Genomic DNA, 22,152 nt, shown 5'->3' with positions numbered 1-22,152 from the left:
CATCGTCCATAGCTTCTCCATAGCGAACGCCTCACAATGGGCTCATGACCACTCCCGCTCCCACGGCACTGCAGCGTCCCGACGGCTCCCCGCTGCGCATCCTCGTCGTCGACGACGAGCAGATGCTCACCGATCTGCTCTCGATGGCACTGAAGATGGAGGGCTGGGAGGTCCGCTCCGCGGCATCCGGCTTCGAGGCGCTCTCGCTCGCCCGGGAATTCGAGCCGGACGCCATGGTGCTCGACATCATGATGCCCGACCTCGACGGGATGTCGGTGCTGCAGCGCCTTCGTCAGTCCGGCGACGATGTTCCCGTGCTGTTCCTCACCGCGAAGGATTCCGTGGGCGACCGCGTCGCTGGGCTCACAGCGGGCGGCGACGATTACGTCACGAAGCCCTTCAGTCTCGAGGAGGTCGTCGCACGGCTGCGGGGTCTCATGCGGCGCGCCGGAACCGCGACAGCCGGTGGCGCCGACCCCGTGCTACGCGTCGGGGACCTCACGCTCAACGAGGACTCGCACGAGATCGAACGCAGCGGGACGAGCATCGAGCTCACCGCCACCGAGTTCGAGCTCCTGCGCTACCTCATGCGAAACCAGCGCCGCGTGGTGTCGAAGGCCCAGATCCTCGACCGCGTGTGGAACTACGACTTCGGCGGGCGATCCTCGGTCGTCGAGCTCTACATCTCGTACCTGCGCAAGAAGATCGATGCGGGTCGCGAGCCGCTCATCCACACCGTCCGGGGTGTGGGCTACATGATCAAAGCTCCGCAGTGACGTCCGCCCCGGATGGCGCCGGCGCGCACGGGCGCACGGACCGGCGCGCCCGCAAGCGCTGGACGCTGCAGACGCGGCTGATGGTCACGGTGGTCGGTGTCGTCGCGCTGACGCTCATCTCGAGCGCCGTCGGGCTCGCGACCACGATCGGAACTGTGCTGGTCTCAACCGTCACCACCAACGCCGAATCGCTCACGCGCGGGCTCAAACTCTTCGACAGCAGCGGCTACGTCGTGCGTGTGCGCTCCGCGGAGGAGACGATCGCCGGCACGACGGGTCTCCCGTATGGTTACACGCTGCTGGTGCAGGACCCGCGCGGTCCCGTCACCGGCGCGACCTTCGACGGCGACGAGGGAGTGCGCAGCCTCACGACCGCGGAGCTCAACGATCTGGCTTCGACCGACCTCAGCGCCCTTCCGGCGACGATCGAGATCGGCGATCTCGGCGCGTTCCGCGTCGTGTCGTTCAAAGCGGGCGACATCACCGGGCTGGGTGCTCTTCCGCTCGCACAGGTCGATACGACTGTCGCAATCGTCGTCACCACGATCACGATCGTGACCGTCGGCGGCCTGCTCCTCCTCAGCGCGGCGATCGCGGTTGTCATCCAGCGCTCACTCCGGCCGTTGCGCGTTGTGGCTGACACCGCGACGAGGGTCGCGTCGCTCCCCCTCGCGCAGGGCGCTGTCTCCATCACCGAGCGCGTGCCCGCAGAGGAGACCGACGACCATGATGAGATCGGCCGCGTGGGCGCCGCCCTCAACACGCTGCTCGACCATGTCGACGCATCCCTCATCGCACGCCAGCGCAACGAGGAGCGCATGCGGTCGTTCGTCGCCGACGCCAGCCACGAGCTGCGCACCCCGCTCGCCTCGATCCGCGGATACTCGGAGCTCTCGTTGCGCGCGATGCGCCAGGGCGTGCCCGGGGTCGAAGAGACGACGACGGCCGCCCTCGAGCGCATCCAGGCGCAGTCGCTGCGCATGACCAGGCTCGTCGAAGACCTGCTGCTCCTCGCCCGCCTCGACGAGGGCCAGGAGCTCGTCTACGGCACCGTCGACCTGACGGCGCTCGCGGTCGATGCCGTCGCCGACGCGCGTGCCGCGGGCCAGGACCACGAATGGCGCTTGGACGTCGGCGACGATCCGGTCATCGTCGCCGCGGATGCCACCCGCATCACGCAAGTCGTCGCGAACCTCTTGGCGAACGCCCGCGTGCACACCCCGGCGGGGACCACCGTCACCACCTCCGTGCGCGTTGCGGACGGCACGGCGATCCTGTCGGTGCACGACGACGGCCCGGGTATCGACCCCGCCGTGGCTGACGAAATCTTCGAACGCTTCTCACGCGGTGATCGCTCCCGCGCGCGTCAGACCGGCGGCACAGGGCTGGGCCTGTCGATCGCGCGCGCGATCGTTGCCGCGCACGGAGGCTCGCTCACCGTGCAGAGCGAGCCCGGCTCGACCACCTTCGAACTGCGCCTGACCGCGAGACCGGCCGCCCCGGAGACGGGCGAGCCGTCGGATGCCGGGACGGGACCGACCACGAATGAGCAGGCGAGCGGAACGCAGGACATGCCGTGACGCTCGGTGAGCCGCGGATCGTGGCGGTCCGCCGCGGGCGGGTGCAGCCGTCCAGCTCATGGATCTACGTCTGGGTCGACGCGGCGACAGGCGACATCGCCTACGTCGGTGCGACACCGTACGACCCAGCGCTCCGCACTCACCTGCACCTCGAGAGCGACGATGCGCAGCTGGGCAGAGTACGAGCGACCGTAGACGGATATGCGGAGCGCGACTTCGACGTTCTCGCTTTCGAGCTCGCCGCCGACATCGAACGCGCTGAAGCGAAGGACCTCCTCAAGCGCCGTCTCCGCGGGGATGCCAGCCCGTCGCCGACGGATGCATCGACGGCGCTGTGGCGCGCGGTGGATGACATCGCACGTGCTGTCGAACACCGTTGTTCCGAGATCGACGGGCGCGGTCGGGCGGGCGGCTGAGCCGGTCGGCGATTCCTCCCCAGGGGTGGGGTCTGACGAGTTTTGCATTTCGTAGCTATGTTCGATGTGAATGTCTGACCCGGCTGCCACAATGGGAACATGTCAGCGAACAGGGGTGGCGGCTCGGACGAGATCGAGGTCTCGCCGCACGGCCCCGCGATCGCGGCTTACGGCGAGGCGCTCGCGCTGGTGCATGACGCGGATGTCGCTTCGGTGCGGGCTCTGGCCGAGCTGGGCCGGTCCGCGTTGCGTGAGGCGCGCCGTGACGGAGTGCGTGGGATGGCCTCGGACATGGAGCTGCGGTCGGTCGCGGCTGAAGCTGCGGGGCTGGCCCGGCGGACCGACAGGCGCCTGCAGGCCGACATCGACCATGCGCTGACGATCGTCGACGATTACCCGACCGTCTTCTCGGCGTGGGAGGAGCGGCGGATCACCCGCGACCACGTCGACGCGGTCGTCAAAGCGGGAACCGGGCTGCCCGATGAGGTGCGGGGCGAGTTCGAGGTCGCGGCGATCGCGGTGTGCGAGCGCGACATCGCCACCCGGGTGAAACCGGCCCTGCGTGCCCTCGCGGAGAAGCTGCACGAGCGCACGTTCACCGACCGGCACCGCGACGCCGCCGCCGGGCGGTGTGTGCGGGTCTCGCACGGGACGGACGGGATGTCGGATGTCATCGCGACCGTCCCGACCGTGATCGCGGTGGGCATGCTCGACCGGCTCACGCAGATGGGACAGTCCGTCAAGGACGCCCGGACCGCGGGTGCGGGGGCGGATGCCGCAGGCGCATGCGAGCCCGCCGATACGCGGACGATGGATCAGCTGCGGGCCGACATCCTCGGCGACCTGGTGCTCGGCGGGGCGCCGGTCGTTGACCCGACGTATGGGATCGATCGGGCTGGTGGGCTGGGGGCGATCCGGGCACGCGTGCAGGTGGCGGTCACCGCCGAGACGTTGATGGGGCGTGACGAGAACCCCGCCGAAGCGGTGGGCGCTGCGCTGATCGATGCTGATACGGCGCGCGAGCTCGCGGGGCAGGTCGGCGAGTGGGACCGGTTGTTCGTCGACCCGGTCACCCGGACGCCGGTTGAGATCGACACGTACCGGCCGACCGCGTCGATGAAGAAGCTCCTGATGGCGCGGGATCAGCACTGCCGGTTCCCCGGATGCCGACGGGCCGCGATCCGCTGCGAACTGGATCACACGATCGATTACGCCCTCGGCGGCCACACCCACATCTTCAACCTCGCCCACCTCTGCCAGCGGCACCACTCGATGAAGCAATTCACCAAATGGGAGGTCAGACAGGTCGGCGGCGGGGTCCTGGAATGGACCTCGCCCCTCGGCCGGGTCTACCGCGAAGACGTTCCCATACCCGCGGTGTGCTTCACCATCGACACCTCCGGCCCACCGCGATCTCGCGTCGGAACCGGCGGGCCGCCGCCGGATCTCGCACCACTCTTCTGATGCGTCGCGACCCTTCTGATGCGTCGCGCTATTTCGACACGCACTGCGAATTCAGTATCCGGCGAAGGCGTCCGTGGTGAGCGACCGCGCTTTCGAGAGCGCCGGGGCGAGGTCGGCGATGAGCCGCGGCGGTCCCGAGATGAACGCGTGCCGTTCGGTGAGGTCCGGCACGAGCGTGGCGAGAGATGCCGCGGTCAGCCGCGCCCCGCCCGTCCACGTCCAGTGGTCGGGCAGGTTCCGAGGCTCGTCTCGCGTCACGACCATCACCGGGATCTCCGCAGCGATGATGTCATCGCGGAAGGCCAGCTCGTCGGCATCCGATGCCACGTAGACCATGACCACATCCCGCCGCTCCCCCGCCAGACGCATCTCGCGCAACTGCGAGACGAAGGGCGTCACCCCGATACCGGCCGCGACGAGCAACACCTTGGCATCGGTCCGTGCGGGGAGCACGAAATCGCCCCACACGCCGGTGACGGGAAGATCGCGACCGGGCTCGACCAGCGCGAGCGCCTTCTTGTAGCTCGACTGCGACCCCTCGCGGATGGCGATCCGCACCTCCGGCAGCTCCGCGGGCGCCGAAACGATCGAGAATTCGCGCCGCGTGCCCCGCGCGTCGGGACGGCGATGCGGCACTTCGAGCTCGAGGTACTGTCCGGGACGGAATCGGAAGCCGCGATGAGCGCGGAAGGTCAGCTCCCGCACGGAGGGGGTCAGCGCTGTGCGTTCGACGAAGGTCAGGCGCACCGCGGCGCGGTAGGCGAAGAGGAACGCGAGCAGGTTGCCGATGAGCAGCGCGCGCTCCTGTCCGAGACTGACGTCACCGATGAGGATCGGCCAGCCCGCCAGCGCGCCCACCAGCGCAGCGACCGCGTACTGCTGCCTCCGACGCGGCGGAAGGGTCAGCGGCTCGGACAGCATGAACGCACCGAGGAAGAGGAACGGCGACGACCACAGCACCTGCCCAATGACGGTCGCATCGACGGGGAGCGAGACCTGGGCGTACTGCACGAACGTCCGCACGAGCGCGACAGCGACCGCGACGACGAGGAAGACCGCGACCACCCGCACCTTCTCCGTGCGCACGAGCACAAGACCGCCGAGAAGGATGACGGGCACCGCGAGAACGGGCGACCCCACCCACCACGCCGACGCGCCCAGGTCGGGGAACGGGATGCTGAGCACAGTGAGCACCGTTGCTCCGGCGGCGGCGGGATTGAAGATGTGTCGCCCACGCCAGGCCAGCAGGTACTTCGATGCGGAGGCGACCACCCCGGCGACCGCGAGCCCCGCGATCCCCGCCGGATCGAGCGTCGGACGCAGCACGAACAGCAGGATGAGCGCGGTGATGACCGCCGATTCGATGCGCCACGTTCGGCCGAGCAGCCGCTGCGCTACAGCATCCACCACGATGATCGCGCCGGCCAGGACGACGAGCGACACCGGGAGAGCCAGCGGATCGCCCGCGATCTGACCGGCGACGGTCAGCACGAAGGCGATGACCGCGAGCAGGGAGAGGGCCAGGAGGACGAATCGGTACATCGACACGCGTCCGAGCGCGCCGACGGCTCGGTTTCGAAGGGCCGTCAGGGATGTCATACGAACAACTCCGCTTCGCAGTGGGGTGACCATTCGACGGAACCGTCGGTGCGCATCCGCACCCACGAGGCCTCACTGCGCTCCGCGAAGCGAGGGCCGCCGTCGAAGAAGAGGGCTGTGGCGACGGCATCCGCCGTCATGGCGTCCGAAGCGACCGCCCACGTCGCTGCGTACTCCCGAACCGGCTCGCCCGTGCGCGCGTCGAGAACGTGATGCAGACCATCGCCCCACGCTCGACGGTTGGTCGCGGAGGCGCACAGCGCCCCGGCGTCAAGCGTCCAGACTCCGACCGCCCGGGACCCGTCATACGGGTGCTCGAGCGCGACACGCTGCTGCACCCCGTCGATCGCGAGGTCGCCGCTCGCATCGACGACGAGCCACCCCGTGGTCCGCTGCCGCAGTTCTGCCCGGACGAGATCGACGAGGCGCCCCTTTCCGACGGCGCCGACGTCGATCGTGGCGGGACGGTGCAGGGTCAGGCTGTCTCCGGAGAGGTCGACGACCTCCCGCCAGCGCTGAGGCGCAGCCGCTGCGCCGCGGTCGCGCATCGAGTACGAGGCATCGTAGCCGCGTCGGGCGAGCGCGTCACCGACGAGCGGGTTGATGGAGCCGTCCGTGGCATCCGCCAGCTCGTCGTACAGCCCGAGCATGGCCTCAGCATCTCGCGGCGCCGCTACCGTCCCACCCGTCGCGAGCCGACTCACGGTCGAGTCCGCGCGGAACCGCGACCAGTCCCGGTCGAACGCGTCGACCAGCGCCAGGACGGCCGCACGATCGGCGTCTCGCACCGGCGCCTCGCTGTCGATGCGCCACGCAGTGCCGATGGCCTCGAAGTCCCACCGGCCGGGCGCGACAGGCGCAGGGATCATGCCGCCGCGTCGGTACGGATCTCCTCCACGGCGGCGTTGAAGCCACCGCTCGTGAGCGATGAGCCGGCGACACGATCGACCTTCACCTCGTCGAGGCTCTTGCCGACGACCGCATCCGAGATGCCGCCGATGAACTGCGACTGGTACTGCTTGCTCTCGCGGCGGGTCGGCTCGCCCGTGACCTCGACAGCGGTCACGGCATCGGACGCGATCGTGAGCTCAACGGTGATCGTCTCGGGTCCCTCGGGCGTCTGGTACGTACCCTCAGCCGTGTAGGTGCCGTCCGTGTACGTGCCGCCGGTTGCGCCCGCCCCACCGGCCGAGCCGGTCGATCCGGTCGCGGGTGTCGCGTCGGCGGACGGCGTCGAGCCGGAAACGGTCTGCTCGGCGTCGGCCTGTCCGGCGCAGCCCGCGAGAAGAGCGAGGCCGGCGACGGATGCCGCCGCAGCGGTGACGCGGAGCGAACGGGGTACGGCAGTGGCGCGGATCATGGCGGGTCCTCCTGTGTCGTGCCCCTCCGGGGGGAGGTGGGCTGATCTCACGCTAGCGGCCCGATGCCATGCCTCCCCTCTGCGGTTCCTATGCGTTTGCATCGAGTTGCTCGCGCGATCGCCGCAGCGCCTTCAGCCCCTCCACCGCCAGGAAGATCGCGATGGCGAATCCGAGCGGAAGCAGCCAGTCCTGCACCGCGAGCGGGCGCGAATCGAACAGCGCGTTCATGAACGGCACGTAGGTGTAGATGAGCTGCAGCACGATCAGGGCCGCAGCCGACCACCAGATCACCCGGTTCCCGCGCAGCACGTCCGCGGTCAGGCTCGACCGGGTGAGGAACCGGCAGTTCAGGAGGAACGCCAGCTGCCCGAGCGCCAGCACGGACACCGACACGGTGCGTGCGACCTCGAGGTCTGCGCCCGTCGCCCGGCTGATCGCGAAGGCGGCGAGCGTCGCGCCCCCGATCAGCACCGATACGACCAGGACGAACATCAGCTCGCGCAGCGAGATGATCGATCCTCCGCTCGCTCGTGGCGCACGGGACATGATCCCCGGCTCCGCCGGTTCGTACGCCAGCGCGAGCGACAGCGTCACGGCGGTCACCATGTTGACCCACAGCACCTGCACCGGCGAGAGGGGAAGAGCGAGCCCGAACACCACCGCGACGAGGATGACGAGCGACTGCGCGCCGTTGGTGGGAAGCAGGAAGACGATCGACTTCCGCAGGTTGTCGTAGATCCGCCGCCCCTCGCGGATGGCCGAGCGGATCGTGGCGAAGTTGTCATCGGCCAGTACGATCTCGGCTGCTTCCTTGGTCGCCTCCGTGCCCTTGATGCCCATCGCGACCCCGACATCGGCTCGCGTCAGCGCCGGAGCGTCGTTGACGCCGTCTCCCGTCATCGCGACGACTTCACCATGCGACTGGAGTGCGCGAACGATGCGGATCTTGTGCTCGGGACTCGTGCGCGCGTAGACGTCGACGTCGCGGACGACATCCTTCAGCTTCTCCTGGCTGAGCGACTCGAGCTCGCTGCCGGTCAGGACACGAGGCTCATCGTCCGCGACCAATCCCATCTCGCGGCCGATCGCCACCGCCGTCCCCGCGTGGTCGCCCGTGATCATCTTCACGCGGATGCCGGCATGGTGGCAGTCGGCGATGGCCTCGATGGCCTCGGGACGCGGCGGATCGACGATGCCCCAGAGCCCGAGGAACTCGAGCTCGTCGACGTCGTCGATGGCGACCTCGTCGAGCCGCGAGGGCTTGCGCGCTGCAGCGAGCACACGCAGACCCTCCGCGCTCAGCTCGGCGACAGCGGCTTCCCAGAAGTCGCGGTCGAGCTCATCCGACCCCGCTGCCCCGCGCTGGCGCGTCGAACGATCGAGCAGCCGGTCGGGCGCCCCCTTGACGAGCAGCGCACGCGAGCCGTCTGCGCCCTCGTTCAGCGTCGCCATGAACTTGTTCGCCGAGTCGAACGGCAACACGTCGATGCGCTTGACCCCCTCGGCATTGCCGACGCGTCCACCCTTCATCGCCACGACGCGCAGCGCGCCCTCGGTCGGCTCGCCGACCAGCTTCCAGCCGTCGTCATCCGCCACCACATCGGCGTCGTTGCACAGATCGGCGACCGCCAGCAGGGCAGCGAGGTCGGTGCCCGAGACGCCGTCGCCGTCGGCCCGCGTGATCTCCCCCGCGGGCTCGTAACCGAGACCCGAGACCTCGTAACGAGCGATCGGGGTGATGATGCGGCGAACCGTCATCTCGTTCTTCGTCAGGGTGCCCGTCTTGTCCGAGCACACGGTCGTCACCGAACCCAGCGTCTCGACGGCGGGAAGCTTGCGCGTGATGGCCCGACGGCGGGCCATCTGCTGGACGCCGATCGCCAGCGTGATCGTCACGAGCGCCGGAAGGCCCTCGGGAATCGCCGCCACCGCGAAGCCGATGGTCGCCGACACGAGCTCACCGAACGGCATCCCGTGCGCGAACCGGCCGATGAGCATCATGGCCGCGGCCATCCCGAGAATGACCAGGGTCAGGATCCTGCCGAAGGCGTCGAGCTGCTTGGTCAGGGGCGTGGCGAGCGAACCCGCTCCCCCGACGAGCTCCTGGATCCTGCCGATCTCGGTGCGTGCGCCGGTGCCCGTGACGATGCCGCGCCCCTGACCCGCAGCCACGATGGTGCCCGAAAACGCCATCGACGCGCGGTCGCCGACGCCGGCATCCGCATCGACAGGGTCGGTCTGCTTCGACGCGGGCACCGACTCTCCGGTCAGCGCCGCCTCGTCGATGCGCAGCTGGCTCGCCTGGACGAGCCGGAGGTCGGCCGGAACCTTATCGCCCGGTGACAGGCGCACGACATCGCCGGGCACGAGCTCGGCGGCGGGCACACTCCGCCACGAGCCGTCTCGGCGCACGCTCGCATCCGACGACAGCATGCCGCGGATGCCCGCGAGAGCCTTCTCGGCGCGCCCCTCCTGGGCATACCCGATCACCGCGTTGATGATGGCGACGGCGAGGATGACCCACACGTCGAGCCAGTCCGCCATGACCGCCTTGATCGCGGCGGCGGCCAGCAGGATGTAGATCAGCGTGTCGTTGAAGTGCGAGAGGAACCGCAGCCACGCGGGCGTGCGCTTGGCCTCGGGAAGGACGTTCGGCCCCACCGCGTCGAGGCGCCGCCCTGCTTCATCCGAGCTCAGGCCGTCGGCACTGGTTCTGAGCGCCGCGGCGACCTCGTCGACGGGGCGGGCGTACGAGCGAGGCGACTCGAGATCCGCCTCGGAGACAGGGGCAGCCATGGGCCGATCCTACGGCGTGCGGCTTTGCGGTACACCGGAGGCCGCCGGAGAAGATCCCGGTGCGGCCCCGTCCCGAGCCCGACGCTCGATGCAGCGCCGGGGTCACCCTGCCGGGGTCAGGTCGAGTCAGGCGGCGCCGTCGAACATGCTGGTGACAGAGCCGTCCTCGAAGACCTCCTTGATCGCGCGCGCCAGGAGCGGGGCGATCGGGAGGATGGTGAGGCCGGGGAAGCGCTTGTCGTCACCGAGCGGGATCGTGTCGGTGACGACGACCTCGTCGATCGCGGCATCCTGCAGACGCTCGACCGCGGGGTGACTGAAGACGGCGTGCGTCGCCGCGACGATGACGCGCTCGGCGCCGTTGTTCTTCAGGGCCTGCGCGGCCTTGACGATCGTGCCACCCGTGTCGATCATGTCGTCGACCAGCAGGCAGACACGACCCCGGACATCACCGACGATCTCGTTGACGGTGACCTGGTTGGCGACGTTCGGGTCGCGCCGCTTGTGGATGATCGCGAGCGGAGCGCCGAGGCTGTCGGACCAGGTGTCGGCGACGCGGACGCGGCCGGTGTCCGGCGACACGACGGTGAGCTTCTCGCGGTCCTCCGGGCTCAGCGTGCGCTCGAAGTGCTCGAGCAGGACCGGCTTGGCGAACAGGTGGTCGACGGGACCGTCGAAGAACCCCTGGATCTGCGCGGCGTGAAGGTCCACGCTCATCACGCGGTCGGCGCCGGCCGTCTTGAACAGATCGGCGACGAGACGCGCGCTGATGGGCTCGCGGCCGCGACCCTTCTTGTCCTGCCGCGAGTAGGGGTAGTACGGCGCGACGACGGTGATGCGCTTGGCGGACGCGCGCTTGGCGGCATCCAGCATGATCAGCGTCTCCATGAGCCACTCGTTGACCGGCGGTCCGAACGATTGCACCAGGAAGAAGTCGCATCCGCGGATCGACACCTCGAAGCGGGTGAGGATCTCGCCCGATGCGAAGGTGCGGTGCTCGGTCGGGACGAGCTCCGTGCCGAGCTGCGTTGCTACATCGGCCGACAGCGCGGGGTGCGAGCCACCGGATGCCACGACGAGACGCTTCTTGGTCTTGGCGACCAGTCCCGGGGCGATGCCCCGCGAGACGTCGAGGTCAACCGTGTTCTTCTTGCGAGCCATCGTCCGCTTCCTGTGAAGACCGCACGCGTGCCGCTGCTGCGGCGGCTGCAGTACCGGGTCTGTTCTTCTCGACCCACCCTGCGACATTGCGCTGGGGGGCGACGCTGAGCGCGAGAGCACCGGCCGGGACGTCCTTGCGGATGACCGCTCCGGCGCCCGTCTTGGCGCCCTCACCGATCTTAACCGGCGCGACGAAGACGTTGTGCGAGCCGGCGTGGACCTCGTCGCCGATCACGGTGCGGTGCTTGGCGAGGTCGTCGTAGTTCGCGGTGATGGCACCCGCCCCCAGGTTCACGCCGCGGCCGATCTCGGCGTCGCCGACGTACGACAGGTGCGGGACCTTGCTGCCTTCCCCGATGACGGCGTTCTTCGTCTCGACGAACGTGCCGATCTTGCCGCGCTCGCCGAGCTGCGTGCCCGGCCGGATGTACGAGAAGGGCCCCACGGTCGCGTCGGCCCCGATGACGGCGAGGGTCGCGTCGCTCCGCGTGACGGTCGCGCCCGCGCCGACCTCGCAGTCCGAGAGGCTGGTGTCGGGCCCGATCGTCGCACCCTCCGCGATCACCGTGGCACGCAGGATGTGCGTGTTCGGCAGAACGGTCACGTCGGGGGCCAGCGTCGCCGTGACGTCGATCCACGTCGTGGCGGGGTCCTGCACGGTCACCCCCTCGAGCTGCCAGCGGCGCACGGTGCGGGCGTTGAGCAGGCGCGCGGCCTCGGCCAGCTGCACCCGGTCGTTGACGCCGACGATGAGATTCGCGTCCGCGACGAGCTGCGCGGCGACCGCGAGCGCGTCGTTGCGGAGCATGCCGACGACATCGGTGAGGTACTTCTCGGCCTGCACGTTGGCGATGCTGATGCGGCCGAGCCGCTCGCGCAACGGCGCTGCCTGGAAGACGTAGACCCCGGCGTTGACCTCGTCGACGGCGCGCTCGGCATCCGACGCGTCCTTGTGCTCGACGATGCGGTCGACGCTGCCCGCGGTGTCACGGATGACGCGACCGTAACCGGTCGGGTCGCTCAGGCGTGCGCTCAGCATCGTGGCGGCGGCGCCCGATGCACGATGGGTGCGCAGCATCTCGCCGAGCGTCGCGTCATCGAGAAGGGGAACGTCCGCGCTGAGTACGAGCACGTCACCGTCGAAGTCCGGCAGCTGGTCGAGAGCGACCTCGACGGCCCGGCCGGTGCCGGGGATCTCGTCCTGGTCGACGACGACGACCTCGGGCGAGACGCCGAGCACGGCCTCGGCGACGCGATCGCGCTCGTGCCGGACGACGACGAGCACGTGAGCGGGTGCGAGGTCGCGTGCCGTGTCGAGCACATGGCCGACGAGGGGGCGACCGCCGATGCGGTGCAGCACCTTCGGGAGGGACGACTTCATCCGCGTCCCCTGCCCCGCGGCGAGGATCACGACAGCGAGACGGGGGTCGAGTGGGGTGTCGCTCATGCTCCGCCGCCAGGACTCGAACCTAGACCTCACAGCTCCAAAGGCTGTCGTGCTGCCATTACACCACGGCGGAACGCCGCACGCAGGTGCAGCCCGACAAGTCTGCCAGAGCGCGCGGGGTCGCGTCTGCGCCGCGGCTGAGTCCCGCCCCGCGGGTCGGGATAATGGTGCCATGGCACACGAGACCGACGAGGTGGACCGCATCGTCGGTGCGTGGTCGCTGCAGCGCCCCGACCTCGACTTCTCCCCCCTCGAGGTGCTCTCGCGCGTCGACCGGCTGTCGCGTCACCTCGACCGGGCGCGGCGCGAGGCGTTTCGCCGCAGCGATCTCGAGCCGTGGGAGTGGGACGTGCTCTCGGCCCTGCGCCGCGCGGGCGAGCCCTACCAGCTGAGCCCGAAGCAGCTGCTGCAGCAGACCCTCGTCTCGAGCGGCACGATGACCAACCGCATCGACCGGCTCGTCGCGCGCCGGCTCGTTCGGCGCGAGGCCGATCCGGGCGACGGGCGCAGTGTCCTGGTGACCCTCACCGACGACGGACGCATCCGCGTGGATGCGGCCATCACGCGTCTCGTCGACGCGGAAGCCGTGCTTCTGTCGGGCCTGTCGAAGGGCGACCGGGACCGCCTGGCGTCGCTGCTGCGCAAGCTGTCGCTGGGGTTCGACGGCTCTCCCCCGCCGGCGTCCCCCTGACGCATCCCGCTCCGACTGACAGCGGCCCCGCCGCGGGCGTGGCCTAGCCTGGAAGCAATATGGCGCATCTTCTGGGAGCCGAGGGCCTTCGCCTCGAGTATCCGACCAAAGTGGTGTTCGACGGGGTCTCCCTCGGTGTCGACGAGGGCGACCGCATCGGCATCGTGGGCCGCAACGGCGACGGCAAGTCGAGCCTTCTGCGCATGCTCGCGGGGCTCGTCGAGCCCGACTCCGGCCGGGTGACCGTCCGCGGTGGCATCCGCGTGGGGGTCCTGGCGCAGGCCGACGACCTCGACGACGACCTCCGGGTGCGCGACGCCGTCGTCGGCGACCTCGCCGATCACGAGTGGGCGGGCGACGCCCGCGTGCGCGACGTCATCGCGGGCCTTCTCGGCGACCTCGACTGGGAAGGTCCGATCCGCGGGCTCTCCGGCGGTCAGCGCCGTCGCGTCTCGCTCGCCGCGCTCCTCGCGGGCGATCACGACGTCATCTTCCTCGACGAGCCCACGAACCATCTCGACGTCGAGGGCATCTCGTGGCTCGCCGAGCACCTCAAGCGCCGCTGGTCGGCCGGTTCCGGTGCGCTCCTCGTCGTGACGCACGACCGCTGGTTCCTCGACGAGATCTGCACCGCGACCTGGGAGGTCCACGACCGCATCGTCGAACCGTTCGAGGGCGGCTACGCGGCGTACATCCTGCAGCGGGTCGAGCGCGACCGGCAGGCGGCCGCCATCGAGGCCCGACGGCAGAACCTCGCCCGCAAGGAGCTGGCGTGGCTGCGCCGCGACGCCCCCGCCCGCACATCGAAGCCGAAGTTCCGCATCGACGCGGCGAACGAGCTGATCGCCGACGTTCCCGAGATCCGCGATCGGGTCGCGCTGCAGTCGCTCGCGGTGTCGCGACTGGGTAAGGATGTCGTCGACGTCCTCGACGCCGGTGTCAGCTACGGCGATCGCGTCGTGCTCGAGAAGGTCGAGTGGCGCATCGCGCCGGGCGAGCGCACCGGCATCCTCGGCGTGAACGGCGCGGGCAAATCGACGCTCCTCGGGCTCATCTCCGGTACCGTCGAGCCGACCGCGGGACGCGTCAAGCACGGCAAGACCGTCAAGGTCGCGACCCTCTCCCAGCGCATGAGCGAACTGGACGAGCACCTCGAACAGCCGGTCCGCGTCGTCATCTCGAATCTGCGGACGAGCTACACGATCGGCTCGGGATCGAAGGCGCAGGACCTGACCCCGGGGCAGCTCCTCGAGCGCATGGGGTTCAGCTCGGCGCAGCTCTCGACGCCGGTCAAGGACCTCTCCGGCGGGCAGAAGCGGCGTCTCCAGCTGCTGCTCATCCTTCTCGACCAGCCGAACGTGCTGATCCTCGATGAGCCGACCAACGACCTCGACACCGACATGCTGGCGGCCATCGAGGACCTGCTCGACTCGTGGGCCGGCACACTCATCGTCGTCTCGCACGACCGTTACTTCCTCGAGCGCGTGACCGATCAGCAGTACGCGATCCTCGGCGGGCGGCTGCGACATCTTCCCGGCGGTGTCGACGAGTACCTGCGGCTGCGACGCGAGCAGCCCGGGCGCACGGGGTCGACCTCAGCGGCATCCGCTCCGGCATCGGGTGGCGGGGCGGCGAGCCCGGCGGCCCCCACTCTGAGCGGCGCGGAGCGGCGAGCGGCCGAGAAGGAGATCTCGGCGATCGACCGCCGTCTCGAGAAGATCCAGGGCGAGATCGCGGCCGTCGACGCCCAGCTCGCGGAGGCTCACGACGACTTCGAGCGGATCATGAGCCTGCAGCGCCGGCGCGATGAACTCGTCGCCGAGACGACGACCCTCGAGGAACGCTGGCTCGAGCTCGGCGAGGCCATCGACGGCTGAGTGCGCGCCGCACGACGAAGCCCCCGGCGCTGTGCGCACCGGGGGCTTCATTGCGGATCAGACGAGTCCGTTGTCCTCGAGGAACTTCTTCGCGATCGCGGCCGGCTCGAGCTTGTCGACCGTGCTCTGGACGTTCAGGGCGACCAGGGCCTCGGGGGTGAGCTTCGCGCTGACGGCGTTGATGGTGTCCTCGACCTCGCCAGCGAGGTCCTTGTTGACGACCGGGACGACGTTGGACGCGAGGAAGAGCCCCTCGGGGTCTTCGAGCACGACGAGGTCGTCGGTCTGGATGCGCGGGTCGGCCGTGAAGACGTTCGCGACGTTGACGGTGCCGGCGACGAGGTCGTCGACCGTGGTCTCGCCGGTCGCCTGGAAGCCGACCTCGATGCCGTAGGTGTCGGCGAGGCCCGTCGGGCCGTAGGGACGCTGCTCGAGCTCGGCCGGGCCGCCGAGGGTCAGCGGCTCGGTGACGTTCGCGAGGTCGGCGATCGTGGTCAGGTTCCACTGCTCGGCGAACGCCGCCGTCACGGTGTACGAGTCCTGGTCGCTCGCGGTCGCCTGGTCGAGCACCGTGAGGTTCTCGGGGAGCGCGTCGGCGAGAGCGGCATACACGTCCTCGGAGGTGCGGGCGGTGGTGTCCTCGTCGAAGTACTGCAGCAGGTTGCCGGTGTACTCCGGGAACAGCGTCAGCGAGCCGCTCTCGAGCTCGGGCAGGTACGCCTCGCGCTGGCCGGTCGTGAACTGACGGTCGACGGTCTTGCCTGCGCCCTCGAGCGCCTGGGCGTAGATCTCGGCGATGATCTCGTTGGAGTAGTAGTCCTGCGAGCCGATGACGATGGTGCCGTCGGCGGTGGCCGCCGACTCGCCGCCGCCTTCCGCGAGCGGGTCGGAGCTCGCGCATCCGGCGAACAGGGTGGTGGCGGCGAGCACGCCGACACCGGCCGTCAGCAGGCGGCGGGTGGTGAAGCGGGACATGGGTTCCTCTTTTCGATGGTGCGGGAGTTCGGTGCTGTGGGTCGGGAAGGTCGGTCAGGCGGTCGCGGCGACGGGCCGGCGGTTCCGCTGCGGGGCGTCGGCGGCGCGCACACCGCGTGGCGCGCTGAGACGTTGCAGGAGGGCGAAGACGGCGTCGAGCAGGAGGGCGAGCAGCGCGAGGATCAGTGCGGCGCCGAGCACCTGGTCGATCGCGCGGAGGTCGATGCCCTGGATGATGCGGAAGCCGAGCCCCCCGAGGTCGGTGTACCCCGCGATCGTCACGGTCGCCACCACCTGCAGCACCGCGGAGCGCAGTCCGCCGATCAGGAGCGGCAGGCCCAGAGGAACCTCCACGCGCCAGAGGATCTGCCACTCCGTCATGCCGACGGCCCGGGCGGCGTCGATCGTGCGGCGATCGATCGCCTGCAGTCCGCTGTAGGCGCCCGCGAGCAGCGGCGGGATCGCCAGCACGACGAACGTGATGAACGCCGCCTCGGTCTTCTGGGTGACGCCCAGCAGCAGGATCAGCAGGATCAGCAGTCCGAACGAGGGGATGGCGCGGGCCGCTCCCGAGACGGCCACGGCGAACTCGCGGCCCTTCCCCGTGTGGCCGATGGCCCAGCCGATCGGTACGGCGATGAGCGCGGCGATCAGGACCGAGACGAAGGTGTAGAACAGCTGCTGGCCGATCAGGAACGGCACCGAGTTGCTGCCCGTGTACTGGGCGGGGTCGAGGATCCAGGCGATCGCGTCGACGAAGACGTTCATGCGGTCACCTCCCGTCGGCGGCGCGCGCGACGATCGCGGCGGGCCGAGCCCGCGTGCGCCCAAGGCATCACGAGTCGTCCGATCAGTACGAGCAGCGCATCGATGACGAGCGCGATGATCGCGACGGCGACGATGCCGGCGAACACCTCTTCGAGCAGGCGGCGCTGGATGCCGTTGGTGAAGAGATACCCCAGGTTGGTGACGCCGACGAGGATGCCGACGGTCGCGAGCGACACCGTCGAGACGGCCATGACCCGCAGGCCGGCGAGCAGCACGGGTCCGGACAGCGGCAGGTCGACCGCCCAGAAACGACGGAACCCGCCGTATCCCATGGCCGTGGCCGCCTGCCGGACGCCGGGGTCGACCGAGTCGAAGCCGTCGGCGACCGAGCGGGTCTGGATCGCGATGGCGTAGATCGTCAGCCCGACGATGAGGTTCGTCTCGGTGCGGATGCCGTACCCGAGCGCGCTCGGCAGCAGAACGAGCAGCGCGAGCGAGGGGATCGTGTAGAGAAGCCCCGTCAGGGTGATGACCCACCCGCGCAGCAGGCGATAGCGCCACGCGACCCACCCGAGCGGCACCGAGAGGACGAACCCGAGCACGATCGCGATGACGCTCTGCCGGATGTGATCCAGAGCGAGCGAGAAGATGAGGTCGAGATTCGACCAGATCCACGACACGTCAGGCGTCGCCTTCGACCAGGGTGCCCTGCGTGCGCCCCTCGGAATCGACGAGAACCGCGCCGTTGGCCGTCCGCTCGACGCGCAGGGCGCGCTTGCCCCGGTCGACGCCGATGAAGCTCGCGACGAACTCGTCGGCCGGGTCGCGGATGATCTCGCTGGGCGAGCCGACCTGCAGCTTCCGGGCGCCGGCCGCGAGGATCACGACCTGGTCGCCGAGGAGGAACGCCTCGTCGATGTCGTGGGTGACGAAGACGACGGTCTTGCCGAGCTCGCGCTGCAGACGCAGCAGCTCTTGCTGCAGCTCGTCACGCACGATGGGGTCGACCGCGCCGAACGGCTCGTCCATCAAGAGGATGTTGGGGTCGTTCGCGAGGCCCCGGGCAACTCCCACGCGCTGCTGCTGGCCACCCGACAGCTGACTCGGGTAGCGATCGGCCATCCGGGTGTCGAGACCGACCGTCTCCATCAGCTCGAGCGCCCGGCGACGCGCGTCACGCCGGCTCGTGCCGGTCAGCACGGGCACCGTGGCGATGTTGTCGGCGACGGTGAAGTGCGGCAGCAGCCCCGAGTTCTGCATGACGTATCCGATACGGCGGCGCAGATGCACCGGCGAACCGGTCGCGACGCTCTCGCCGTCGATCTCGATGGCTCCGGAGGTCGGCTCGACCATGCGGTTGATCATGCGGAGCAGCGTCGTCTTGCCGCATCCCGACGATCCGACGAAGACGGTCGTCTTGTGCGAGGGGATGACCAGAGAGAAGTCCTGCACCGCGCGGGTGCCGTCGGGGAACTCCTTGACGACGTCGCGGAACTCGATCACGCGTTCAGCTCTCGATGACGACCGAGCGGTCGAATGCGACGTAGCCGGAGAAATCTGTGCCGACGCGCTCGATCGCAGTCGGGTACGGCGTGGGGTAGGACCAGGCCTTGTCCGAGGAACCGGCGACGTCGAAGTACTGAGCGTCACCCTTCCATGCGCACGTGTACGCGGTGTCGCTCTCGGTCAGGACGCCCGGAGCGATGCTCCGCGGCGGGAAGTACCAGTTGCCCTCGATCCGCACGAGATCGCTCTCGTCGGCTTCGGCGATGATCGTGTCGCCCAGTCGTGCACGCATGGCGCCGCCCTCCGTTGTGGTCTCTCACGCTAGCGTTCGGAGCCGACACTCGGGCCGTGTTGCGTCATGTCGCGAAATGGACTAGAACAGCGCATCCCGGCCCGGGCGGAGCGATCAGTACCAGAGGCCGACGCGGGGAACGATCGTCGATGCGAACATGCGCGAGGATGCCGCGAGGTCGGTGCCGGTCAGGCGTCCAGCGCGCCCGAGAGTCTCGGGCGACACACCGCCGAGATAGACGGCCGCGAGCTCGACGACCGACAGCTCGAGCACATCGGCGCCGGCCGTATCGGCATCCGCCGCCGTCGCCACCGTGCCCTCGCCGTCGTCATCGACCGTCAGGAGGTACTCGCCGGTGGCGATCCCGAGCGGGTCGCTCACGCGCAGCAGCACGCGCCCCGCGGAGCTGTAGGTGCGCGCGCGGAGAGCGGCCGGCACGTCGAGGATGCGCAGGTACTGGTGGTCGAACACCGAGACCGAGGCGGCCCGCCGATCGCCGATCATCCACAGCACCGCCTCGTCGACCGAGCACAGCTCCGCGCGGACGTGGGCCACCAGGTCGAGCTCCAGCAGGAACCGCCAGAGCGCCGCGTACGCATCGTCGGTCTCGGCGATGAGGATCGTCACCTTCGCGGTGCCCTTGACGATGTCCCGCTCATGAGGCGCGAGCGAGTAGGTCAGGATGCCGCGCACCTCGCCCGCGGCGTCGCGATACTGCACGCAGCGGATCGCTCCCCCGTCCTTCTCGTCGGGATCGGTGCCGGTGAAGCGGTCGCCGTGTCCCGGCGGCAGCGCGATGTCGCCGGGGGTGCGGTGACGCGTGCGCTCGTGCAGCGTCGCCACGAGGTCGCGTGCGGCCGTCCGATCGATGAAATCGAGGCGCCCGTCGGGCGTGGGACCCGCCCAGCGCACCCGGCGGGTGTCGATGTCGAGGATCGCGGCGGAAGCCGCCGAGGCGAAGCCGTAACGGCCGTAGAGCGTCGACTCGGTCACCGTGAGCATGGCGATGGGAAGCCCGGCCGCCGCGACGGTGCGCACCTCGCCCTCCAGGAGCGCCCGCGCGATGCCTCGGCGCCGGTGCGTCTGCGCGACGGTGACGGCGCTGATCGCACCGGCGGGGATCGTTCCGCCCGGCACGGTGAGCTCGGAGGGCCACGACGCGATCGTGCCGACCGCCACCTCCGACATCGGCCCGCTCTCGTCGAACACGCCGGTCAGGCGCCGACCGCTGTTCCTGCCGCGTGCGCCGGCGATCTGCTCGGGCGAGCGCTCGCCGTCCTGGAAACCGCGCGAGACGGCCTGGATCCAGCCCTCGAACGCCGGTTCGCCGGCGGGCACGGTCCGGTACGTCAAGCCGCGCTCGGCGAGCGCGCGATGCGACGCCTCGTCGACGTCACGGTTCAGCAAGGAGGTCTGGGGCTCGGTCATCGGGTCACCACTTTCGCGCCCGTCACCGGGCCGGAGATGTGACGGGCACGGTGGCCCATCGCGGACAGGTTCTGCTCGATGCCGCGCGCCGCGTCGGCGTCGGCGGCGAGGAAGGCCAGCGTGGGGCCGGAGCCCGACACGAGGCCGGCCAGCGCGCCGATCTCGACGGCGCGATCGAGCAGCTCGCCCAGGTCGGGGCGCAGCGCGCACGCGGCATCCTGCAGATCGTTGCGCAACGCGCCCGCGAGCAGGTCGGGGGAACCCGAACGCAGGGCCTGCAGGACGACCGGGTCGACCTCCGGCGGCTCGGGCCGTGGCGCGATGTCGGGACGGCGTTCGGCTCGCAGCCGATCGAGCTGCGCGTACACCTCGGGGGTGGAGAGTCCGGCTTCGTCGATCACCACGACCCAGTCGAAGCGGGCCCGCCCCAGCGCCGGGCTCAAGCGATCGCCGCGTCCCGTCCCGACGGCACTGCCGCCCATGAGAGAGAAGGGGACATCGGCGCCCAGTCGCGCTGCCAGCTCCTGCAGTGCCGGGGAGGTGAGCCCGGCGCCCCACAACGCGTCGCAGGCCACGAGGGCGGCGGCGGCATCCGCCGAGCCTCCGCCCATGCCGCCGGCCACGGGGACGGCCTTGCAGATCTCCAGGTGCACGCCGCCGAGATACCCGACCTCGCGTGCCACCATCCGTGCGGCGCGCAGAGCGAGGTTGCGATCATCGAGCGGAACGCCGGGCACGGGCGCACCGGCCTCATCGACGACGCTCACGGTGAAGTCGTCCGCCGGTGTGGCGACCAGGTCCTCGGACAGCGAGACGGCTTGATAGACCGAGGCGACGTCGTGGTAGCCGTCGTCCTGGACGGACCCGACGTCGAGGAACAGGTTGATCTTGCCGGGAGCCCGCACACGCACGCGGTCGGGGACGGCGCTGAGGCTCATGAGCCGTCCGGCCCGTCCCAGATCGAGCCGATGCGGGAGGCGATGTCGTCGATCCGCTCGAGCTCGTCCTCGGTGAGGTCGGGCCCGTCGAGCGCCGCCAGGTTCTCGTCCAGCTGAGCGGTGCGCGATGCGCCGATGAGAGCCGAAGCGACCACCGGGTCACGCAGCGTCCACCGGATGGCGAGCTGCGCGAGGGTCTGCCCACGATCGCGCGCGAGGTCGCCGAGCTCGCGCAGGCCCGCCAGTGCCGACGCCGACAGCCGCCCGTCGTCGGGCAGCGAGAAGCGCTGCATCGACCGCTCGGACGTGCCGTCGTCGAGATACCGCCCCGTCAGCAGACCCTGCTGCAGCGGCATGAAGCCGATGGCGCCCATCCCGTCTCGGCGCAGCTGGTCGGTCAGGCCGTCCTCGATCCAGCGGTTGAGGATGGAGTACGAAGGCTGGTGGATCACCAGCGGCGTGCCGAGGTCGCGGGCCACCGCGGTGGCTCGAGCGGAGTTCTCGGCCGAGTACGACGAGATCCCGACGTAGAGCGCCTTGCCCTGACGCACGAGCGCGTCGAGCGCTCCCACCGTCTCCTCGATCGGGGTCGTGTCGTCCTCGCGGTGCGAGTAGAAGATGTCGACGTAGTCGACGCTCATCCGCTTCAGCGACTGCTCGGCGCTCGCGATCAGGTACTTCCGTGAAGCGTGGTTGCCGTAGGGGCCGTCCCACATGTCGTACCCCGCCTTCGACGAGATGATCAGCTCGTCGCGGTAGGGCGCGAAATCCTCGCGCATCATGCGTCCGAAGTTCGTCTCGGCCGAACCGTAGGGCGGCCCGTAGTTGTTGGCGAGATCGAAGTGCGTGATGCCGCGGTCGAAGGCGTGGCGCAGCACCTCGCGCTGACGGTCGAAGGGGATGTTGTCGCCGAAGTTCCACCACAGCCCGAGCGAGATCGGCGGCAGGAACAGCCCGGAGGCCCCGACCTGGCGGTACCCGCTGCTCTCGTAGCGATCGGGGGCTGCGGTATAGGGACGGTGCAGGTCTCCGCCGCGCGAGGCGGGGAAGCGGGGCGAGGCGGTCACCGTCCGAGCC

20 protein-coding genes and 1 tRNA gene are annotated in these 22,152 nt (G+C 69.9%); 6 read left to right on the top strand and 15 right to left on the bottom strand.

Going from position 1 to position 22,152, the window contains the following annotated elements:
• The first annotated feature begins 44 nt into the window (after positions 1–44).
• The 4 genes from ACI2K6_RS00360 (at position 45) to ACI2K6_RS00345 (ending at position 4,236) form a co-directional block, all read left to right on the top strand.
• The gene (locus ACI2K6_RS00360) at positions 45–776 is read left to right on the top strand and encodes a response regulator transcription factor (RefSeq protein WP_274178006.1); all 732 of its coding nucleotides are present in this window, start codon (positions 45–47) and stop codon (positions 774–776) included.
• Entirely contained in the window at positions 773–2,356 is a 1,584-nt protein-coding gene (locus ACI2K6_RS00355) for an ATP-binding protein (RefSeq protein WP_323985794.1), read from the top strand. Before ACI2K6_RS00360 ends, ACI2K6_RS00355 begins: the two co-directional genes overlap by 4 nt.
• The gene (locus ACI2K6_RS00350; protein ID WP_282501039.1) at positions 2,353–2,772 is read left to right on the top strand and encodes a hypothetical protein; all 420 of its coding nucleotides are present in this window, start codon (positions 2,353–2,355) and stop codon (positions 2,770–2,772) included. The genes ACI2K6_RS00355 and ACI2K6_RS00350 overlap by 4 nt, the downstream gene beginning before the upstream one ends.
• 99 nt (positions 2,773–2,871) lie before the next feature.
• Complete coding sequence (locus tag ACI2K6_RS00345; RefSeq protein ID WP_404567702.1) at positions 2,872–4,236, top strand: HNH endonuclease; 1,365 nt, start codon at positions 2,872–2,874, stop codon at positions 4,234–4,236.
• A gap of 51 nt (positions 4,237–4,287) precedes the next feature.
• Here ACI2K6_RS00345 and ACI2K6_RS00340 read toward each other — a convergent pair whose 3' ends face one another.
• The 7 genes from ACI2K6_RS00340 to ACI2K6_RS00310 form a co-directional block, all read right to left on the bottom strand.
• Entirely contained in the window at positions 4,288–5,835 is a 1,548-nt protein-coding gene (locus ACI2K6_RS00340) for an FAD-dependent oxidoreductase (RefSeq protein WP_274179524.1), read from the bottom strand.
• Entirely contained in the window at positions 5,832–6,704 is an 873-nt protein-coding gene (locus tag ACI2K6_RS00335) for an FAD:protein FMN transferase (protein WP_404567701.1), read from the bottom strand. Before ACI2K6_RS00335 ends, ACI2K6_RS00340 begins: the two co-directional genes overlap by 4 nt.
• The gene (locus ACI2K6_RS00330; RefSeq protein ID WP_323985799.1) at positions 6,701–7,195 is read right to left on the bottom strand and encodes an FMN-binding protein; all 495 of its coding nucleotides are present in this window, start codon (positions 7,193–7,195) and stop codon (positions 6,701–6,703) included. The genes ACI2K6_RS00335 and ACI2K6_RS00330 overlap by 4 nt, the downstream gene beginning before the upstream one ends.
• 88 nt (positions 7,196–7,283) lie before the next feature.
• Positions 7,284–9,992, bottom strand: coding sequence for an HAD-IC family P-type ATPase (locus ACI2K6_RS00325; protein ID WP_404567700.1), 2,709 nt, complete (start codon positions 9,990–9,992; stop codon positions 7,284–7,286).
• Positions 9,993–10,118: 126 nt separating this feature from the next.
• Positions 10,119–11,153 carry a ribose-phosphate diphosphokinase gene (locus tag ACI2K6_RS00320; protein ID WP_112617994.1) on the bottom strand — a complete coding sequence of 345 codons (1,035 nt, stop codon included), beginning with the start codon at positions 11,151–11,153 and terminating at the stop codon, positions 10,119–10,121.
• A complete protein-coding gene (gene glmU / locus ACI2K6_RS00315; protein ID WP_274179528.1) occupies positions 11,128–12,600 on the bottom strand; it encodes a bifunctional UDP-N-acetylglucosamine diphosphorylase/glucosamine-1-phosphate N-acetyltransferase GlmU in 1,473 nt (490 codons plus the stop codon). Before glmU ends, ACI2K6_RS00320 begins: the two co-directional genes overlap by 26 nt.
• 1 nt (position 12,601) lies before the next feature.
• Positions 12,602–12,673 (bottom strand) — tRNA-Gln (locus ACI2K6_RS00310).
• Positions 12,674–12,772: 99 nt separating this feature from the next.
• Here ACI2K6_RS00310 and ACI2K6_RS00305 point away from each other — a divergent pair.
• Both ACI2K6_RS00305 and ACI2K6_RS00300 read left to right on the top strand, forming a co-directional pair.
• Positions 12,773–13,291 (top strand): MarR family winged helix-turn-helix transcriptional regulator, encoded by a 519-nt coding sequence (locus ACI2K6_RS00305; protein ID WP_269266079.1) that lies wholly within the window; start codon positions 12,773–12,775, stop codon positions 13,289–13,291.
• A 59-nt stretch (positions 13,292–13,350) separates the two neighbouring features.
• Positions 13,351–15,168, top strand: a complete 1,818-nt coding sequence (locus tag ACI2K6_RS00300; protein ID WP_404567699.1) for an ABC-F family ATP-binding cassette domain-containing protein — start codon at positions 13,351–13,353, stop codon at positions 15,166–15,168.
• A 57-nt stretch (positions 15,169–15,225) separates the two neighbouring features.
• Here the strand turns inward: ACI2K6_RS00300 and ACI2K6_RS00295 are convergent, their stop codons facing one another.
• The 8 genes from ACI2K6_RS00295 to ACI2K6_RS00260 all read right to left on the bottom strand — a co-directional run bounded on the left by ACI2K6_RS00295 (position 15,226) and on the right by ACI2K6_RS00260 (position 22,142).
• On the bottom strand, positions 15,226–16,143 hold the full coding sequence (locus ACI2K6_RS00295; protein WP_404567698.1) for an ABC transporter substrate-binding protein: 918 nt from the start codon (positions 16,141–16,143) through the stop codon (positions 15,226–15,228).
• A 54-nt stretch (positions 16,144–16,197) separates the two neighbouring features.
• On the bottom strand, positions 16,198–16,911 hold the full coding sequence (locus tag ACI2K6_RS00290) for an ABC transporter permease (RefSeq protein WP_112618041.1): 714 nt from the start codon (positions 16,909–16,911) through the stop codon (positions 16,198–16,200).
• The gene (locus ACI2K6_RS00285; protein WP_282501043.1) at positions 16,908–17,591 is read right to left on the bottom strand and encodes an ABC transporter permease; all 684 of its coding nucleotides are present in this window, start codon (positions 17,589–17,591) and stop codon (positions 16,908–16,910) included. The genes ACI2K6_RS00290 and ACI2K6_RS00285 overlap by 4 nt, the downstream gene beginning before the upstream one ends.
• Before the next feature lies 1 nt (position 17,592).
• Complete coding sequence (locus ACI2K6_RS00280) at positions 17,593–18,414, bottom strand: ABC transporter ATP-binding protein (RefSeq protein ID WP_114589291.1); 822 nt, start codon at positions 18,412–18,414, stop codon at positions 17,593–17,595.
• Positions 18,415–18,418: 4 nt separating this feature from the next.
• Complete coding sequence (locus ACI2K6_RS00275; protein ID WP_112617988.1) at positions 18,419–18,709, bottom strand: DUF427 domain-containing protein; 291 nt, start codon at positions 18,707–18,709, stop codon at positions 18,419–18,421.
• A gap of 114 nt (positions 18,710–18,823) precedes the next feature.
• Positions 18,824–20,137: a GNAT family N-acetyltransferase gene (locus tag ACI2K6_RS00270; protein ID WP_404567696.1), complete on the bottom strand. Its 1,314-nt coding sequence runs from the start codon at positions 20,135–20,137 to the stop codon at positions 18,824–18,826.
• The gene (locus tag ACI2K6_RS00265; RefSeq protein ID WP_404567695.1) at positions 20,134–21,075 is read right to left on the bottom strand and encodes a 4-(cytidine 5'-diphospho)-2-C-methyl-D-erythritol kinase; all 942 of its coding nucleotides are present in this window, start codon (positions 21,073–21,075) and stop codon (positions 20,134–20,136) included. Before ACI2K6_RS00265 ends, ACI2K6_RS00270 begins: the two co-directional genes overlap by 4 nt.
• Positions 21,072–22,142 carry an aldo/keto reductase gene (locus ACI2K6_RS00260; RefSeq protein ID WP_404567694.1) on the bottom strand — a complete coding sequence of 357 codons (1,071 nt, stop codon included), beginning with the start codon at positions 22,140–22,142 and terminating at the stop codon, positions 21,072–21,074. Before ACI2K6_RS00260 ends, ACI2K6_RS00265 begins: the two co-directional genes overlap by 4 nt.
• Between the last annotated feature and the right edge of the window lie 10 nt (positions 22,143–22,152).

Source organism: Microbacterium sp. NPDC006705 (genome assembly GCF_044903545.1).
Classification (GTDB): Bacteria; Actinomycetota; Actinomycetes; order Actinomycetales; family Microbacteriaceae; genus Microbacterium; species Microbacterium plantarum.
This window is presented reverse-complemented; position numbering and strand designations above follow the sequence as displayed.